This is a genomic window from Mesorhizobium sp. CA14, from assembly GCF_020165195.1.
Taxonomy (GTDB): domain Bacteria; phylum Pseudomonadota; class Alphaproteobacteria; order Rhizobiales; family Rhizobiaceae; genus Mesorhizobium.
Genome location: NZ_JAIUHR010000034.1, coordinates 27,204 through 44,646, shown reverse-complemented (window position 1 = coordinate 44,646; position 17,443 = coordinate 27,204). Strand labels below are relative to the sequence as shown.

The following is a 17,443-nucleotide window of genomic DNA, read 5'->3' as shown; positions in this document are numbered from 1 at the left end:
CCTCGTGGAACGGGAGAAGGAAAGGCTCAGGCCGTCGGCTGCTTGGTCTTCCTGAGGTACGGCAGCACCGTCTCATACGCGCCGAAACGCTTGATCGCGTCTTCGTTGGAGACGGCGGCGGTGATGATGACGTCGTCGCCCTGCTTCCAGTTGGCCGGCGTCGCCACCTGGTGCTTGGCCGTCAGCTGGATGGAATCGATGACGCGCAGGATCTCGTCGAAGTTGCGGCCCGTGGTCATCGGATAGGTCAGCGCCAACTTGATCTTCTTGTCCGGGCCGATGACATAGACCGAGCGCACAGTGGCGTTGTCGGCCGGCGTGCGGCCCTCGGAGGTCTCGCCGGCGCCTGCCGGCAACATTTCATAAAGCTTGGCGACCTTGAGGTCCTTATCGCCGATCAGCGGGTAGTTCACCGTCTGGCCGGTGGCGGTCTTGATGTCAGCCTGCCACTTCTCGTGGCTCGATACCGGATCGACCGAGATGCCGATGATCTTGACGTTGCGCTTTTTGAACTCGCCTTCCAGGCCGGCCATGGTGCCGAGCTCGGTGGTGCAGACCGGCGTGAAATTCTTCGGATGGCTGAACAGCACCGCCCAGCCGTCGCCGATCCAGTCGTGGAACTTGATGGTGCCCTGCGTGGTCTCGGCCGTGAAATCCGGCGCGACATCGTTGATACGAAGACTCATGACCTATCCCTACCCTTTTTTATGAAACGATGGCCGGCGCGGCCGGCAAGCATTCTAAGCTACCACCATCGCGGCATCGGTCAAACGCCAGGAGCCGTAACCTAGCCCGCTGCAGCCAAATATTTTTTTGGCGAGCACGGCGCTCTTCGGCAGGATTTTGCGCTTTCGCGAGAGGGTGGGCCGCTCAGGCTTTCCTTATCGCGAGCGTCGCCGTGAGGTCTTCCATGCGCTGCGCGAGCGCGCCGAGCGCGGTCGTGAGCACGCTGTCGCTCTTGTCGGCCTTGGTCAGCGCCTCGTCGCGCGTCTTGCGCAAGGTCAGCACTTCGCTCTCCATGCCTTTGACACGCTTGGTGAGCTCCGAGAGCTCGTCCATCACCATGATGCCGGCCATGACGGTGAGCCGCTGGTCGCCGATCTCGCCGAAGGAATCCTTCAGGTGCGAGACATAGCGGTCGAAGCGCTCGGCAAGGTCGATCAGATGCTCTTCCTGGCCTTCGTCGCAGGCCATGCGATACTGTTTGCCGTCGATGGAAACCGTGACCTGTGCCATTGCCTTACCTGTCCAGGACCGCGCGGATGGTTTCCATGGCGGTCACCAGCCGCCGCGACACTTCCTTGTTGGCGTCCTCCAGCCGTTCGGCGCGCGCTTCCGAATTGTCGAGCTCCTGCGCCAGGCGCGAACGATCGGCGTTCATGCGCTGCACCTCGGCCTCGGCTTCCGAATAATCGCGCTCATGCTCGAGCTTCGCCGCCACGGCGTTTTCCAGCCCTTCCATGGCCTTGCCCAGCCTGGCGATGACTTCCTTGAGGGTCGTTTCCCCGGTCATGGCTTCGTCCTATGCCCTGCCCATCACCGAATCGCACGCGTTCAGAATGCGTTACCTGGGAAAGATTAGGCGCCGGGTGAAGGGCGCGTCAACAAAGCTCTCGCGACTGTCCCCCGCTATCGCTAATGTAGGCGCCGGGTGCCATCACAAGCCCGGCAAAATCCATCCCGATTTGTTGACTAAAAGACCGCGCCTGCTATGTGTCGCGGCATCCTTTTCCAAGGGTTCTCCCCAGGCTCCAACTCACTTCCGGAGGAAGCATGACCTCGCGTGAACAACATGATCGGATGGCCAACGCGATCCGTTTCCTTTCCATGGACGCCGTCGAGAAGGCGAACTCCGGTCACCCAGGCCTGCCCATGGGCTGCGCCGACATTGCCACGGTGCTGTTCAGCCGTTTCCTGAAATTCGATGCCAAGGCACCGCACTGGGCCGACCGCGACCGCTTCATTCTGTCGGCCGGCCACGGCTCGATGCTGCTCTATTCGCTCCTCTACCTCACCGGTTATGAGGACATGACGATCGACCAGATCAAGAATTTCCGCCAGCTCGGCTCCAAGACCGCCGGCCATCCCGAATACGGCCATGCCGCCGGCATCGAGACCACCACCGGCCCGCTCGGCCAGGGCCTCGCCAATTCGGTCGGCTTTGCGCTCGGCGAGCGCATCATGAACGCCGCCTTCGGCAACGACCTCGTCAACCACTACACCTATGTGCTGGCCGGCGACGGCTGTCTGATGGAAGGTGTATCCCAGGAAGCCATCGCGCTGGCCGGGCATCTGAAGCTCAACAAGCTGATCGTCTTCTGGGACAACAACAACATCTCGATCGACGGTCCGGTGTCGCTGGCCGACAACACCGACCAGGTCGCCCGCTTCCAGGCCAGCGGTTGGAACGCCAGCCACATCGACGGCACCGATCCGGAAGCGATCGCGTATGCCATCGAGGCGGCGCGCCATTCCGACAAGCCGACGATGATCGCCTGCAAGACCACCATCGGCTTCGGCGCCCCGACCAAGGCCGGCACCAACAAGGCGCATGGCTCGCCGCTGGGCGCCGAGGAAATCGCCGGCGCGCGCAAATTCTTCAACTGGGACTCGCCGCCCTTCGAGATTCCGGCCGACATCCTCGACGCATGGCGCGCCGTCGGCACGGGCGGCGCCAAGGCCCGCGCCGATTGGGAAGGCCGCCTGGCGAAGGCCGAGCCGAAGCTCAAGGCCGAGTTCGAGCGACGCCTCGCCGGCAAGCTGCCCTCCAACTTCGACGCCGTCATCGCCGACTACAAGAAGCAGCTGTCGGCCGACAAGCCGAAGGTTGCCACCCGCAAGTCGTCGGAGATGGCGCTGGAAGTCATCAACGGCGCGGTGCCGGAAACCATCGGCGGCTCGGCCGACCTCACCGGCTCCAACAACACCAAGACCAGCCAGACCAAGAACATCACCCCCGATGATTACGGCCAGCGCTATGTCCATTACGGCATTCGCGAGCACGGCATGGCGGCGGCGATCAACGGCCTGACCTTGCATGGCGGCCTGATCGCCTATGGCGGCACCTTCCTGTGCTTCTCCGACTACGCCCGCCCGTCGATGCGCCTTGCCTCGCTGATGGGCATCCGCTCGATCTTCGTCATGACGCATGATTCGATCGGCCTCGGCGAGGACGGCCCTACGCATCAGCCGGTCGAGCATCTGGCGGCGCTGCGCGCCATCCCCAACCACAATGTCTTCCGCCCGGCCGACGCGGTTGAAACCGCCGAATGCTGGCAGATTGCGCTGGAATCCGAAAAGACGCCCTCGACGCTGGCGCTGACCCGCCAGAACCTGCCGACCGTGCGCACGGAGCATTCGGCGACGAACCTCTCCAGCCAGGGCGCCTATGAGCTGGCCGCCGCCGGCGGCGAGGCCGTGGTGACGATCTTCGCCACCGGCTCCGAGGTCGAGATCGCGCTTGGCGCGCGCGACCTGCTGGAAAAGCACGGCCATCCGACCCGCGTCGTCTCTGTGCCCTGCTTCGAGCTGTTCGACCAGCAGAGCGAGGATTACCGCAAGAAGACGATCGGCAACGCCAAGGTGAAGGTCGCGATCGAAGCCGGCATCCGCCAGGGCTGGGATCACCTGATCGGCACCGACGGCATTTTTGTCGGCATGCACGGTTTTGGCGCCTCCGGCTCGATCGAGCAGCTCTATCCGCATTTCGGCATCACCGCCGAAGCTGCGGCCAAGGCGGTCGAAGCCCGGCTGCACGGCAACTAAGAATTGGCTCAGCCCGGCAACGTCGGTTGACGCTTTGCCGGGCTGGACCAACCTAATCGATTTAAATGCGACCTTCTGCGGCTGGATTCTTGCGCCTTCCGCCGTTATGACACTGCGGACCCATCCGCCCCAAGGGAGAGAACAATGACCGTCAGAGTTGCCATCAACGGATTTGGCCGCATCGGCCGCAACATCCTGCGCGCCATCCATGAATCCGGCCGCAAGGACATCGACGTGGTCGCCGTCAACGACCTCGGCCCGGTCGAGACCAATGCGCACCTGTTGCGCTATGACAGCGTGCATGGCCGCTTCCCGCATGAAGTGACCGTGGACGGCGACCAGATCTCGGTCGGCAAGGAGAAGTTCAAGGTCACCGCGATCAAGGACCCGACCCAGCTGCCCTGGAAGGAGCTCGGCGTCGACATCGCGCTCGAATGCACGGGCATCTTCACCGCCCGCGACAAGGCGGCCGCGCACCTGACCGCCGGCGCCAAGCGCGTGCTCGTCTCGGCCCCAGCCGAAGGCGCCGACCTCACCGTCGTCTACGGCATCAACCACGACAAGCTGACCAAGGACCACATCGTCATCTCGAACGCGTCCTGCACCACCAACTGCCTGGCGCCGCTGGCGGCCGTGCTGCACGAAACCGTCGGCATCGAGAAGGGCATGATGACGACGATCCACTCCTACACCGGCGACCAGCCGACGCTGGACACCATGCACAAGGATCTCTACCGCGCCCGCGCCGCGGCGCTGTCGCAGATCCCGACCTCGACGGGCGCCGCCAAGGCGATCGGCCTTGTCCTGCCCGAGCTCAAGGGCAAGCTCGACGGCATTTCGATCCGCGTGCCGACCCCGAACGTCTCGGTTGTCGACTTCAAGTTCATCGCCAAGCGCTCGACTTCCGCTCAGGAGATCAACGAAGCGGTCATCGCCGCGTCCAATGGCAAGCTGAAGGGCGTTCTGTCGGTCACCCATCACCCGAACGTGTCGATCGACTTCAACCACGACCCGCATTCCTCGATCGTGGCACTCGACCAGACCAAGGTGATGGACGGCAACTTCGTCTCGGTGCTGTCCTGGTACGACAACGAATGGGGCTTCTCGAACCGCATGGGCGACACCGCCGTCGCCTTCGGCAAGACCATCGGCTGATCGCTCGTCAATTTACAGTTCAAAACGCCCGGCTTCGGCCGGGCGTTTTCGTTTAAGTCTCGGCGGATCAGCGCACCTGGTGACAGCCGGAACACCAATCGCGTCGTCATTCCAGAATCCGCGGCTGAGCTTCGCTCCTGCTTCGCCCTGGAATGACGAAGTTTGGAAGCATTGAACCCAAAAAACATCCTGTTGCCTTGCACTGGTCATGTCTTCGCCCCACTCTCCCGTAAAGCCACAAACAGAGGGACTTGGAGGGGCAATAGCGGATGGAGCATGCGATATATCTCGTGACGCTGGTCGGCACGGCGCTCATTGTCGCCGCCGCGTTTTCGAGCCTGATCGCCTTCCGCTTCGGCGCTCCGTTGCTGCTGCTCTTCCTCTGCATCGGGCTTGCCACCGGCGTCGACGGCCTCGGCATCGAATTCGACAATGCGCGGCTGGCTTATTTTGCCGGCTCACTGGCTTTGGCCGTGATCCTGTTCGATTCCGGTTTCGGCACGCCGCTCAACGCGCTCAGGCAAGCAGCCGGGCCGGCGCTGTCGCTGGCCACGATCGGCGTTATCCTGACCACAGCCATCTTCAGCGCCGCCGCTTCCTATGTTCTCAAGCTCAGCTGGCTGGAATCCTCCCTGCTTGGCGCTGCCGTCGCCTCCACTGACGCGGCCGCCGTCTTCTTCCTGCTGCGCGCCGGCGAGATCCACCTGCGCGAGCGCGTGCGCGCAACGCTCGAAGTGGAATCCGGCACCAACGACCCGATCGCCATCTTCCTCACCATTACCCTGGTCGAGATCATCGCCGCGCATGCCAACCCGGAAGCCAACGTGCTGGCCACCAACCTTTTGCTCGGCTTCCTCGCCAATATGGGGCTCGGCGCCATCATCGGCGTGCTCGGCGGCTTTGCCATCGTGCGTCTGGTCGAGCGGCTGAATCTCGATCACGGCCTGCTGCCCATCTTCGTGCTGACGCTATCGCTGATGGTGTTCGCGGCAGCCGGCGCCGTCGGCGGCTCGGGTTTCCTCGCCGTCTATCTTGCCGGGCTGATCGCCGGCAATTCCGACATACGCGCCGTCACCATCCTGAAGCGTTTCCAGGACGGCATGTCGTGGCTGGCGCAGATCATCATGTTCCTGATCCTCGGCCTGTTCGCCACACCCTCGCAATTCCCCGAAATCCTTGTGCCGGCGATCCTGCTCGGCCTGTTCCTGATCTTCGTCGCCCGCCCGGTCGCCGTCTGGCTCTGCCTGATCCCTTTCCGGCTGCCGCGGCCAGAGGTCGCCTTCGTCTCCTGGGTCGGCCTGCGCGGCGCGGTCTCGATCCTGCTCGCCATCACGCCGCTGCTCGGCGGGCTCGAGCACGGCCGGCTGATCTTCAACGCCGCCTTCATCATCGTGCTGGTGTCGCTGGTGGTGCAGGGCTGGACGGTCGGTCCGCTGGCGCGCCGCCTCGGGCTGATCGTGCCGGCCCGTCTTGGGCCGCTGGACAAGGTGGAGCTCGAATTGCCGGGCTCGGCACATCATGAGCTGCTCGCCTATCGCGTAGCACCCGGCAGCCCGGTGGCGCGCGGCGAGCGCATCCCGCGCTGGGCGAGGCCCTCGCTGGTGCTGCGCGACGGCCGCTCGATGCGCTTTCAGGATATGGGCCGGCTGGCGGCCGGCGATCAGGTTTACATCTTCGTGCCGGACCGCTATCCGCGCCTGCTCGACAAGCTTTTTGCCAGCCGCGCCGTGGTCGATCCGGAGGATGCCGACTTCTTCGGCGCCTTTGCCGTCGATCCGGCCCGCTCGGCCGCGGAGCTGGAAGCCGCCTATGCCCCCGGCCTGTCCGAGGCCGAGCAGAAGCTCACCGTTGCAGCGCTCGTTACCGAGCGGCTTGGCGGCCGTGCCGAATATGCCGACCGTGTGATGATCGGACCGATCGAACTGATCGTGCGCGATGTCGATGAGAAAGGCAGAATCACCGGCCTCGGCCTGTCCTTCGAGCCGACCGCGCCGGTCGCGCGCGTGCCGGTGTTCATGAGCGCCGGCGAGATCGGCGACCGCATCGCGGCGCTGATCCGCAGCTGGCGCAGGCCGGCGGAGAAGCAGGCAGCCGACGACGTGCCGGTCGACACCGTGGCGCCGGCAGCGGACGGGCAGAAGGCAACCGGCGAAGGCTGATGTCTCACGGCGACATCATTTTTGCGCGCGCGCCATTGACGCGGCCCTTGCATCGTCCTTCGCGCCGAGTAAGGTCGCCGCGTTTTCGCTAGAGCAATTCCAGGAAAAGTGTAGGCGGTTTTCCGTCCGGAATTGCGTCAAGGCACTAGGAAGGAACGACTATGGCCGGCTTCAAGACACTCGATGATATCGGCGCCGTCGGCGGCAAGCGCGTACTGGTGCGCGTCGACCTCAACGTTCCCGTCGCTGACGGCAAGGTGACCGACGCCACCCGCATCGAGCGCATCGCGCCGACCATCGCCGAACTCTCGAAAAAGGGCGCCAAGGTCATCCTGCTGGCGCATTTCGGCCGCCCGAAGGACGGCCCGTCGGCCGAGTTCTCGCTGGAGCCGATCGCCCGCGCGACGGCGGAGGTGCTCGGCCGTCCTGTCGGCTTTGCCGCCGACTGCGTCGGCGACAAGGCTGCCGAGGCCGTCGCCGCCATGAAGGATGGCGACGTGCTACTGCTCGAGAACACCCGCTTCCACAAAGCAGAGGAGAAGAACGAACCGGCCTTCACCGAAAAGCTCGCCGCCAATGGCGACATCTATGTCAACGACGCCTTTTCGGCCGCGCATCGCGCGCATGCCTCGACCGAAGGCCTGGCGCGCCACTTGCCGGCCTATGCCGGCCGCACAATGCAGGCCGAGCTCGACGCGCTGGAAAAGGGCCTCGGCAATCCGGTACGTCCGGTTGTGGCCATCGTCGGCGGCGCCAAGGTCTCGACCAAGATCGATCTTTTGATGAATCTCGTGAAGAAGGTCGACGCGCTGGTGATCGGCGGCGGCATGGCCAACACCTTCCTGGCCGCGCGCGGCACGGACGTCGGCAAGTCGCTCTGCGAGCATAACCTCGCCGGCACCGCCAAGCAGATCATGATCGAGGCGGCCGAAGCCGGCTGCGCCATCATCCTGCCTGCCGACGGCGTGGTCGCCAAGGAATTCAAGGCTGGCGCGCCCAGCGAGACCGTCGCCATCTCGGACGTGCCGGCCGACGGCATGATCCTCGACGTCGGCGCAAAGACCGTGCAGAGCGTCAACGACTGGATCGACCGGGCCGCGACGCTGGTCTGGAACGGTCCGCTCGGCGCCTTCGAGATCGAGCCCTTCGACCGCGCGACGGTGGCGGCGGCAAAACATGCGGCGGCGCGCACCAAGGCAGGCAAGCTTGTCTCAGTCGCCGGCGGCGGCGACACGGTGGCCGCGCTCAACCACGCCGGCGTCGCCGACGACTTCACCTATGTCTCGACCGCCGGCGGCGCCTTCCTCGAATGGATGGAAGGCAAGCCGCTGCCCGGCGTCGAGGTGCTGAAGCGGTAAACAGTCCGAAACCAGGCAAAGCCCGCGCGGCTTTCAATCGATTCTAGCTTTCCGGCGTCATTCCTTTGGCGGTAGTGTTCTGCTAGCGCGGAATGAACGCAGCGTAGGAGAGCACCCATGAGCGAACGTCTCGAAGATATTGCCGCCGCGATGGTGAGCGGCGGCAAGGGCCTGTTGGCCGCCGATGAGAGCTCCGGCACCATCAAGAAGCGTTTCGACGTCATAGGCGTCGAGTCGACCGCCGATAACCGGCGCGACTATCGCGAGATGATGTTCCGCACCAAGGAGGCGATGACGAAATACATCTCCGGCGTCATCCTCTATGACGAGACCATCCGACAGAAGGCCGCCGACGGCACGCCGCTGGTCGACATCATCAAGGCGTCCGGCGCCATTCCCGGCATCAAGGTCGATCTCGGCGCCAAGCCTCTCGCGGGCTTTCCCGGCGACACCATCACCGAGGGCCTGGACGGGCTGCGCGAGCGGCTCGCCGACTATTACAAGCTCGGCGCCCGCTTCGCCAAATGGCGCGCGGTGATCGACATCGACACCGGCAAGGGCGTGCCCTCGGCCAATTCAATCGCCTCGAACACCCACGCGCTGGCCCGCTATGCCGCGCTCTGCCAGGAGGCCGGCATCGTGCCGATCGTCGAGCCGGAAGTGCTGATGGACGGAGCGCATTCGATCGACACCTGCTACGACGTCTCCAAGGCGACGCTGGTCAAGCTATATGACGAGCTCTACGCGGCGCGCGTCGTGCTCGAAGGGTCGATCCTTAAGCCGAACATGGTCATCTCCGGCAAGAAGTCGGGCAAGACCGACGCGCCTGAGGAAATCGCCGAAAAGACGATAAAGCTGTTCCGTGAAGTGGTGCCGGCGGCGGTGCCGGGCATTGCCTTCCTCTCCGGGGGCCAGGAGGACGAGGAGGCGACCGCCAATCTCAACGCCATCAACGCCATCGGCCCGCACCCCTGGAAGCTCACCTTCTCCTATGGTCGCGCGCTGCAGGCCGCGCCGCAGAAGGCGTGGAGCGGCAAGGCCTCGAACATCGCCGCCGGCCAGGCCGCCTTTACCCACCGCGCCCATATGAACCATCTGGCAGCGCTCGGGAAATGGCAGCCGGCGCTGGAAAAGGCCGCCTGACGCCATCCTTTCGCAGTTGCACGCAAAGCCCGGGCCAGCGGCCCGGGTTTTGTTTTCTGCCGACAGAATTCCTAACTGAAGCAGCGAAACGGCGGCGGCCGATGCATGTCGCCCAAAAGTGTGTGCCGGTTTTGGGAATACGACATGCATAAAAACGAAAACATAAAGCGCGTCGCCTGAATTCCTTTCAGCGCGACGTGCTTTATGTCGGATCGCGCCCATGTCGAACGTCCTTGGCAGGAGAGGACAGGAGATGGTCATGCAACGCAATGCCGTGGTTTCGCGCGAAGACTGGTTCGAAGCGCATCGCAAGCATCTGGAGCGCGAGAAGGAACTGACGCGGCTGCGCGACCGCATCGCTGCCGAACGGCGGCAACTGCCCTGGTTCAAGCTGCGCAAAGATTATGTTTTCGAGAGCGAAGCGGGGCCGAAGCATCTTGCCGAACTGTTCGCCGGCAAGAGCCAGCTCATCGTCTATCATTTCATGATGGCGCCGGGCTCCGACCACCGCTGCGAGGGCTGCTCGTTCCTCGCCGACCATATCGACGGCGCCAACCGGCACCTGAAGCATCATGACGTCTCGCTGGTCGTCATCTCGCGTGCGCCGCTGGCCGAAATCCTGCCTTACAAGCAGCGCATGGGCTGGAAGTTCGGCTGGGTGTCGTCCTATGCGTCCGATTTCAACTTCGACCTGCAGGTCTCCTTCACCGACAGGCAGATCGCGGCGGGCGAAACCACCTACAATTTCGAGAAGCGCCCGTTGCGGTCGAAAGACCTGCCCGGCACCAGCATCTTCTATCGCAACGAGTGCGGCGACATCTTCCTCACCTTCATGTCGCGCGCCCGCGGCGGCGACGCGCTGATCGGCGCCTATCATTATCTCGACATGACGCCGAAGGGCCGCGGCGAGACGGGTCCCTATCACAACCTGATGGACTGGGTGCGCCTGCACGACGAATACCAGGACAAGGCCAAGGACCGGCCGGACTGCTGCGCGTGAATGCCATCGTTCACGCCAGCCCAAACATGCGCTAGGTAAGGACGCGCCGCGGGCCGTCCTCATCCGAACATGGACAGGCCTACGCCCAGTGCCCAAGCACCGCCGCCAGCGAGATCGCGGCCATCGCCAGCAGCGCCAGCTTCCAGAAATCGCCGCGCCGCTTCAGCCCCGGCCAGCCCAGCGGCTTGATGACCTGGATGAGCATGATGCCGATGATGACTAGGGCGAGCAGTTTCGTCATGCCGCCTTTGACCAGCATCGACGGCGGCTGTCAAAGCTCTTCTTAGGCACCCCGCGGCGCAACATTCCTGACAGAAATCGGGTTGATTTGCACCCTCCGAGAGGCGCCACACCGCTTTCTTCGGCACCCTGCCAACCTCCTGACAGACTGCTGTCAGGAGGGGTGTGAGATACTCTTCTCATCAAAAAGAGAGGAGTGAGGTCATGAACGGTTTTACCATTCTGCGTAGCGTGCAGCACTATGTCGGCAGGATCCGCACCGTGCGCAACGAGATCCGCACCCAGCGTTTCCTGAACAACTTGCCGGCGGACATCCGCAAGGACATCGGCTGGCCGGACCTTTACACCGGCCGCGTACGCGAAAACTGAAATTTTGCCGCCGCGACTTGGATTGTGGCGCCGCCGCGCCCAGATGTAACGCGGCCCAGTGATGTCGAGTTCAGGGAATGAAGCCTTGTTTGCCGATGGTTTCGCCATAGCCTCCTGACAGTATGTTGTCAGGAGGCCTGCGATAATTGAAACGGCTTCGATCCTGACAACAACGAACATGATCCCGACGATCCGGAGTAATCCGCGCATGGTGAAAAGCTGGAACGACAGGCTGAACACGCCGGGCATCAACGGCATCAAGCCGTCGCCGCGCACGGTCGGCGATATCGTTGAAGGCCAGTCGATGCTGGTGCCGACCGCGCGCCAGGTCGACGACTTCATCCGCGCGATTCCCGAAGGGGTGGAAGAGGATGTTCGTACGCTGCGCACCGCCTTGGCGATCGAACACGGCGCTGAAGTGACATGCCCGGTCACGATCGGCTATCATCTTCGCACCGTTGCCGAGGCTGCTCATGAGGATCTCGAGCGCGGCATGGCGCTGAGCGACGTCGCACCGTTCTGGCGTGTGCTGGGCGCTAAGACGCCGACCACGGGCAGACTGTCCTTCGGGACGAAATTCGTTGCCGCGCAGCGCAAGCGCGAAGGGCTGAAGCCATAAACGCTTGGGGAGAAATCGATGCGCCGCGCCGACAGGCTTTTCCAGATCGTGCAGCATTTGCGGGGTGGCCGGCTGGTCACGGCGCAGAAGCTCGGCACGTGGCTCGAGGTTTCCGAGCGCACCATTTACCGCGATATAGCCGACCTGCAGTCGACCGGCGTGCCGATCGACGGCGAAGCGGGCGTCGGCTACATGATGCGGGAGGGTTTCGATCTTCCGCCGCTGATGTTCACGCGTGACGAGATCGTGGCGCTGGTTGCCGGCGCCCGCATGGTGCGCGCCTTCGGCGGCGCCGCGATGGCAAGGGCCGCCGACGAGGCGCTGGTCAAGATCGGCGCCGTGCTGCCCGACACGGAGAAAGATCGCATCGCCCGCACCGAGATCCACACGCCGATGTGGGTGGTGAGTGACGCTGCGCGGGAAGCGATCGACCTGATCGAGCGCGCCATCGAGAAGCGCCAGGTACTGACCATCGACTATTCTGACGAGGCCGGCCGCGGCACCGCGCGCGATATCAGGCCGTTGGGGCTGTGGTTCTGGGGCAAGGTCTGGACCCTGGTCGCCTGGTGCGAGATGCGCGACGATTTCCGCGCCTTCCGCATCGACCGCATCGCCTCGGTCGTGATCGCCGGCCGCATCTTCAAGCCGGAGCGCGGCAAGCAGCTCGCCGATTTCTACCGCGCCGTCGAGCGCAGCGAGGATTACGGCATGGCGCCCGACCGCGCCGCGCGGACGTGACTTCCTCCCAAGCCACTGTCCAATAAAAAAGCCCGCTCGAGCGGGCTTTTTTATTGGATGCCGGGAGGCTTACTCCTGATCGTCGTCTTCGTCCTTGTCCTTCGACTTCAGCGCCGAGAGCTTGGCGAAGACGGCGTTGGCATCGAGTTCCTGGTCCTCGTCCTTCGGCTTCTCGGGGGCAGGCACCAGCCGTTCGGTGAGCGCGGCGGGCAGCAGCGTGTCGCCGACGGGCTGCGGCTGCTCGCGGCCGCGCGAGGCGCGGTTGACCTCGAGGTCGAGATCGATCTGCGAGGTGAGGCCGAGCGTCACCGGATCCATCGGCTGCAGATTGGCCGAGTTCCAGTGTTTGCGTTCGCGGATCTGCTCGATCGTCGACTTGGTGGTGCCCACGAGGCGGGCAATCTGCGCATCCTTGAGCTCGGGGTGGTTGCGCACCAGCCACAGGATGGCGTTCGGCCGGTCCTGGCGCTTCGACAGCGGCGTGTAGCGGGGGCCCTTGCGCTTCGATTCCGGCACCCGCACCTTCGGTTCCGACAGCTTCAGCCGGTAATTGACGTCCTTCTCGCCGCGCGCGATCTCGTCGCGCGTCAGCTGCCCGGTGATGATCGGGTCCATGCCCTTGATGCCCTGCGCCGACTCGCCGTCGGCGATCGCCTTGACCTCGAGCGGATGCAGCCCGCAGAACTGCGCGATCTGCTCGAAAGAGAGCGCGGTGTTGTCGACCAGCCAGACGGCAGTCGCCTTGGGCATCAGCAGCGTATTGGCCATATCAAAAATCCTTCTCGTTCGCCCGCGTTCCCGCGCGGGCGGTGGTTTTAGAGCCACCAAAATGGGAAATTCGCGGCCTGTATAAACGCTCCCTCCAATTTTCGCAATGTTTTTGGGAAGGGCCCGATTCACAGCCCTAAAAAGACAAAACCCGCTGGACAAGGTCCAGCGGGCTCGGAACCGGAAACGAAGCAAGCGTCTCGACGGCTCTGGCTTGCATGTCCCAGCCCGGCCTTGCTGTCGGGCTGCGTCTGATTACACCGCCTGGCGGGCGATACGCTCGATGTCGGCACGATTGATGCCGAGGTCGCTCAGCTGGCGGGCGTTGAGCTTGTTCAGCTCGCGCACGGTCTCGTTGTACATGCGCCACTTACGGAAAGCACGGATCGGGTTCATGATGATTTCTCCAGTCGTTGGTTAAATCGTTTGATGCCGCGTAAATAGGCATGTCTGCCCACAAATTGAACGGACGCTTTTGCATGGCCGCAATGCGTTTTGTGCATTGCAACAAAAGAAGGGAGTAGGGAGTAAGGGAATAGGGCAGTAGGGTGAACGAGGGGCAAGCCCTACTCCCCTACTCCCCTACTCCCCTACTCCCCTACTCTACGTCGAGGACGATCTTGCCTATATGCTCGCCCTCTTCCATCCGCTCATGCGCTCGCCAGGCTTCGGTCAGCGGAAAGATCATGTCCATGACGGGGGCCACCTTGCGCGTGCCGAGCAGCGGCCAGAGTTGGGCCTCCAGCGCGGCCGCTATCGCCGCTTTGAACTCGACGCTACGCGGCCTGAGCGTCGAGCCGGTGTGGGTCAGGCGCTTCACCATGAGCGTTGCGAAATTGGTGCTTGCGACAGCGCCGGCCTGCACGGCGATCTGGACGATGCGCCCCTCGACGGCCGCGGCTTCGTAGTTGCGCGCGACATAGTCGCCGCCGACCATGTCGAGGATGACGTCGGCGCCCTTGCCGCCGGTCGCGTCCTTCACGGCGGCGACGAAGTCCTCCTCGCGATAGTTGATTGCCCGGTCGGCGCCGAGCTTGAGGCAGGCGTCGCATTTCTCCTTGCTGCCGGCGGTGGTGATCACGGTGGCGCCGAAGGTCGAGGCGAGCTGGATGGCGGTGGTGCCGATGCCGGACGAGCCGCCATGGACGAGCAGCGTCTCGCCCTTCTTCAGGCCGCCGCGCTCGAACACATTGTGCCAGACGGTGAAATAGTTCTCCGGCACGGCGGCAGCTTCCGAATAGGTGAAACCGGCTGGGATCGGCAGCACGCTGCCGGCATGAACCTTGACATACTCGGCATAGCCGCCGCCCGGCGTCAGCGCGCAGACCCGGTCACCGATGCGCCAGCGCGATATCTCGTCGCCGAGCGCCGCAATGTCGCCCGCCACCTCGAGGCCGGGCAGGTCCGAGGCGCCGGGCGGCGGCGGATAGGCGCCCTTGCGCTGCTGGACATCCGGTCGGTTGACGCCGGCCGCATGCACGCGGATCACCACCTCGCCCGGACCGGGCACCGGCACGTCGCGCGTTTCCGGCTTGAGCACCCTCGGCCCACCGGGTTGCGAGATCGCGATGGCCGTCATCTTCGCCGGAATCTCGTGATTGTTCGCCATGGCTGTCCCGTCTCCTCGAATCCTGCCTTGTCGCAGTGGTTTGCATCGGCGCCCCTGCCCTATGTATGCTGATTGCCAAATCAGGCAAATGGCCAAGCAAGGGAGGAGCGACGGATGGCGATCTTCGACGACGAACCCAGGAAGAAGCCGCGCCAGCACGAGATCGGCCAGGACTTGTCGCTGCTTTCTGTCGACGAATTGTCCGAGCGCATTGCGATGCTGCGCGACGAGATCGCCCGGCTGGAAGAGGCACGGGCCGCCAAGGGAGCCACCAAATCCGCGGCCGAGGCGCTGTTTCGCAGAGGATAGTTCCGCCGGCGTGCCAGCCCGCCCCGGAAAAGCCTGATTGCGACTGCGAGACCTTCCTCTGAAACACCCGCGCCCCGAAATTCCAGCCGGATCAGCCCATGTTTGCAACCTACAGACCGATCCTCTCGCTGCTTCGCGGCACGGCGTTCCTGCTCGCCGCATCCGGCCTGCACGGGCTGCTCCTGCCGCTGCGCGGCCAGGTGGAAGGCTTTTCGACCGCATCGCTCGGCCTGATGGGCACGGCCTGGGCGGGCGGTTTCGTCACCGGCTGTTTCTTCGCGCCGCGCCTTGTTCGCCGTGCCGGCCATGTCAGGGCTTTCGGCGCCTTCGCCGCGTCCGGCGCGATCATCGCGCTGCTCACCGGCCTCATCATCGACGAATATGTCTGGATCCTTTTGCGCGCCTTCACAGGTTTCACCATGGCCGGCGCCTTCATGGTGATCGAGAGCTGGCTCAACGAGAAGGCCACCAACGAAAACCGCGGCACCGTCTTCGGTCTCTACATGATGGTCACCTATGCCTCCATCATGGGCGGTCAGATGATCGTCGCCGGCGACGATGTGCGGTCGGCCTCGCTGTTCATGATCACCGGCATCCTGTTTTGCCTGTCGCTCATTCCGACCGCCGTGTCGACGCAGTCGCATCCCAAGCCCCTGCAGGACGTCAAGCTCGACGTCAAAGGCCTCTACGCCAATTCGCCGGTGTCGGCCGTGGCCTGCCTCCTGATCGGCATTGCCAACGGCGCCTGGGGCACGCTCGGCGCCGTCTATGGCGCCCGCATCGGCATCTCCACCGCCGAGATCGCGCTGATGATGAGCCTTGTGGTCATCGCCGGCGCCGCCATGCAGCTTCCGGCCGGGCGCCTGTCGGACACGACCGACCGCCGCTTCGTGCTGGCCGGCGCGGCCTTCGGCGCGGCGCTGGTCGCGGTGCTGATCTTCCTGGTCGCGCCGCGTTCGGGTGTCTTCGTCATCGTGCTGACCGCCGCCTATGGCGCCTTCGCCTATACGCTCTATTCGATCGCCGTCGCGCATGCCAACGACCACGCCCGCGCCGAGGACTTCGTCAAGGTTTCCGGCGGCCTGTTGCTGCTCTACGGTTTCGGCACGATGATCGGCCCGCTCCTGGCCGCGGCCTTGATGGGTTCGGTGCGTCCGGAGGGGCTTTTTCTTGCAACCGCGCTCGCCCATCTCAGCCTCGCCGGCTACACGCTGCTGCGTATCCGCGCCCGCGCGCCGGTGCCGATCGAAAACCGCGATGCCTTCAAGACGCAACCCGCGGACCGCGCGGTCACGCCCGAGGCAACGCGGCTCGATCCGCGCAGAAAGGTTGAAACCAATAGTTGAGATTCGCAAGACTTTGCCTCACAAATAAAGGCATGATGTTTTCTGACGCCTTCGTGGCGATAGCCGACCCCAATCGGCGCTATCTCTTGGAAGAACTCCGGCGCGGCCCGAAGACGGTGAACGAATTGGCGGCTGGGTTGCCTGTCTCACGCCCGGCGGTCTCCCAGCATTTGAAGGTCCTGCTCGATGCCGGCCTGGTCAACGCCAAGGCCGAAGGCACAAGGCGCGTCTATACTGTCAGCAGCGCCGGCTTCCTCAGGCTCAACATCTGGCTCGACCAATTCTGGGAAATGGCGCCGGGGGAATAGTCTCTGGCGGTTGATGCATGTCGCTCAGAAGCGTGCAGCGGTTCTGAGACAACGACATGCATCAAGACCTAAAGCGCGATGCGCTTTGGGAGACCTCAGCTTCCAGTGCCGTCCCGAGCGCATCGAGCAATTCGCCGGTGCCATGCTCGCGGGTGGCCGGTGAGTCGATGCCGTCGAAAAAGGCGCCCTGCTCTGTCAGGATCAGCCGCGTTCCCTTGCCTTCGGCGATGAGCTCGATCGTCGCAAGCGACACGGAGACGCGAGTTTCGCCGAACAAGAGCTCGTAGGTGTAGACGATGCGCCGGTTGGGCACGATATCGTGATAGACCGCGTTGTAGAAATGCATCTGTCCGTCGCTGGGACAGCCGGCATTCACCTCCTTGCCGCCGACCCGAAAATCCATCTCATGCCGGCTGGGCATGGGGTTGTCGGGGTCGAAGAACCAGCGCTTCTTCGCCGTCGGATCGCTCAGCGCGAAATAGACCTTCTCCGGCGCCGACGGATAGATGCGCTCGATGACGAAGGTGGAATGGACGACGGATCGTTCGCTCATGGCA

Annotated in this window: 20 protein-coding genes; 12 read left to right on the top strand and 8 right to left on the bottom strand. The window is 63.9% G+C overall.

Annotated elements, in window-relative coordinates; all coding sequences use genetic code 11:
• Positions 1 to 26: 26 nt before the first annotated feature.
• The 3 genes from LB565_RS26435 to LB565_RS26425 form a co-directional block, all read right to left on the bottom strand.
• Positions 27 to 686, bottom strand: coding sequence for a peroxiredoxin (locus tag LB565_RS26435; RefSeq protein WP_140847021.1), 660 nt, complete (start codon positions 684 to 686; stop codon positions 27 to 29).
• Between the two features lie 184 nt (positions 687 to 870).
• On the bottom strand, positions 871 to 1,236 hold the full coding sequence (locus LB565_RS26430) for a cell division protein ZapA (RefSeq protein ID WP_095767358.1): 366 nt from the start codon (positions 1,234 to 1,236) through the stop codon (positions 871 to 873).
• A 4-nt stretch (positions 1,237 to 1,240) separates the two neighbouring features.
• Complete coding sequence (locus tag LB565_RS26425; protein WP_023763725.1) at positions 1,241 to 1,513, bottom strand: DUF4164 domain-containing protein; 273 nt, start codon at positions 1,511 to 1,513, stop codon at positions 1,241 to 1,243.
• 260 nt (positions 1,514 to 1,773) lie between these two features.
• Here LB565_RS26425 and tkt point away from each other — a divergent pair, with 260 nt between their 5' ends.
• The 6 genes from tkt to LB565_RS26395 all read left to right on the top strand — a co-directional run bounded on the left by tkt (position 1,774) and on the right by LB565_RS26395 (position 10,580).
• Positions 1,774 to 3,765 carry a transketolase gene (tkt, locus tag LB565_RS26420; protein ID WP_224589044.1) on the top strand — a complete coding sequence of 664 codons (1,992 nt, stop codon included), beginning with the start codon at positions 1,774 to 1,776 and terminating at the stop codon, positions 3,763 to 3,765.
• 144 nt (positions 3,766 to 3,909) lie between these two features.
• Positions 3,910 to 4,920, top strand: a complete 1,011-nt coding sequence (gap, locus tag LB565_RS26415) for a type I glyceraldehyde-3-phosphate dehydrogenase (RefSeq protein WP_095767356.1) — start codon at positions 3,910 to 3,912, stop codon at positions 4,918 to 4,920.
• 269 nt (positions 4,921 to 5,189) lie between these two features.
• Positions 5,190 to 7,079, top strand: coding sequence for a potassium/proton antiporter (locus LB565_RS26410; RefSeq protein WP_224589043.1), 1,890 nt, complete (start codon positions 5,190 to 5,192; stop codon positions 7,077 to 7,079).
• 161 nt (positions 7,080 to 7,240) lie between these two features.
• Positions 7,241 to 8,437 (top strand): phosphoglycerate kinase, encoded by a 1,197-nt coding sequence (locus LB565_RS26405; protein WP_224589042.1) that lies wholly within the window; start codon positions 7,241 to 7,243, stop codon positions 8,435 to 8,437.
• Between the two features lie 117 nt (positions 8,438 to 8,554).
• A complete protein-coding gene (locus LB565_RS26400; protein WP_224510676.1) occupies positions 8,555 to 9,580 on the top strand; it encodes a class I fructose-bisphosphate aldolase in 1,026 nt (341 codons plus the stop codon).
• A gap of 259 nt (positions 9,581 to 9,839) precedes the next feature.
• Positions 9,840 to 10,580, top strand: a complete 741-nt coding sequence (locus LB565_RS26395) for a DUF899 domain-containing protein (RefSeq protein ID WP_224589041.1) — start codon at positions 9,840 to 9,842, stop codon at positions 10,578 to 10,580.
• 79 nt (positions 10,581 to 10,659) lie between these two features.
• On the opposite strand, the gene LB565_RS26390 is transcribed toward LB565_RS26395, so the two are convergent.
• Positions 10,660 to 10,839: a hypothetical protein gene (locus LB565_RS26390; protein ID WP_040985195.1), complete on the bottom strand. Its 180-nt coding sequence runs from the start codon at positions 10,837 to 10,839 to the stop codon at positions 10,660 to 10,662.
• Positions 10,840 to 11,024: 185 nt separating this feature from the next.
• Here LB565_RS26390 and LB565_RS26385 point away from each other — a divergent pair, with 185 nt between their 5' ends.
• The 3 genes from LB565_RS26385 to LB565_RS26375 all read left to right on the top strand — a co-directional run bounded on the left by LB565_RS26385 (position 11,025) and on the right by LB565_RS26375 (position 12,546).
• A complete protein-coding gene (locus LB565_RS26385; protein ID WP_156913455.1) occupies positions 11,025 to 11,189 on the top strand; it encodes a hypothetical protein in 165 nt (54 codons plus the stop codon).
• 208 nt (positions 11,190 to 11,397) lie between these two features.
• A complete protein-coding gene (locus LB565_RS26380; protein WP_318012193.1) occupies positions 11,398 to 11,808 on the top strand; it encodes a hypothetical protein in 411 nt (136 codons plus the stop codon).
• Positions 11,809 to 11,826: 18 nt separating this feature from the next.
• Positions 11,827 to 12,546, top strand: coding sequence for a helix-turn-helix transcriptional regulator (locus tag LB565_RS26375; RefSeq protein WP_192257602.1), 720 nt, complete (start codon positions 11,827 to 11,829; stop codon positions 12,544 to 12,546).
• Between the two features lie 69 nt (positions 12,547 to 12,615).
• On the opposite strand, the gene LB565_RS26370 is transcribed toward LB565_RS26375, so the two are convergent.
• From LB565_RS26370 to LB565_RS26360, 3 genes are all read right to left on the bottom strand, one after another.
• A complete protein-coding gene (locus tag LB565_RS26370; protein ID WP_140752840.1) occupies positions 12,616 to 13,314 on the bottom strand; it encodes a DUF1013 domain-containing protein in 699 nt (232 codons plus the stop codon).
• Positions 13,315 to 13,569: 255 nt separating this feature from the next.
• A complete protein-coding gene (locus LB565_RS26365; protein ID WP_071074868.1) occupies positions 13,570 to 13,710 on the bottom strand; it encodes a DUF1127 domain-containing protein in 141 nt (46 codons plus the stop codon).
• Between the two features lie 202 nt (positions 13,711 to 13,912).
• Positions 13,913 to 14,923 (bottom strand): NAD(P)H-quinone oxidoreductase, encoded by a 1,011-nt coding sequence (locus LB565_RS26360; protein WP_224589039.1) that lies wholly within the window; start codon positions 14,921 to 14,923, stop codon positions 13,913 to 13,915.
• A 114-nt stretch (positions 14,924 to 15,037) separates the two neighbouring features.
• On the opposite strand from LB565_RS26360, the gene LB565_RS26355 reads away from it, so the two are divergent.
• The 3 genes from LB565_RS26355 (at position 15,038) to LB565_RS26345 (ending at position 16,886) form a co-directional block, all read left to right on the top strand.
• On the top strand, positions 15,038 to 15,232 hold the full coding sequence (locus LB565_RS26355) for a DUF1192 domain-containing protein (protein ID WP_224589038.1): 195 nt from the start codon (positions 15,038 to 15,040) through the stop codon (positions 15,230 to 15,232).
• A 98-nt stretch (positions 15,233 to 15,330) separates the two neighbouring features.
• A complete protein-coding gene (locus LB565_RS26350; protein ID WP_224589037.1) occupies positions 15,331 to 16,578 on the top strand; it encodes an MFS transporter in 1,248 nt (415 codons plus the stop codon).
• A gap of 32 nt (positions 16,579 to 16,610) precedes the next feature.
• Entirely contained in the window at positions 16,611 to 16,886 is a 276-nt protein-coding gene (locus tag LB565_RS26345; RefSeq protein WP_224589036.1) for an ArsR/SmtB family transcription factor, read from the top strand.
• 61 nt (positions 16,887 to 16,947) lie between these two features.
• On the opposite strand, the gene LB565_RS26340 is transcribed toward LB565_RS26345, so the two are convergent.
• Positions 16,948 to 17,439 carry an SRPBCC family protein gene (locus tag LB565_RS26340; protein ID WP_224589035.1) on the bottom strand — a complete coding sequence of 164 codons (492 nt, stop codon included), beginning with the start codon at positions 17,437 to 17,439 and terminating at the stop codon, positions 16,948 to 16,950.
• Positions 17,440 to 17,443 lie beyond the last annotated feature (4 nt).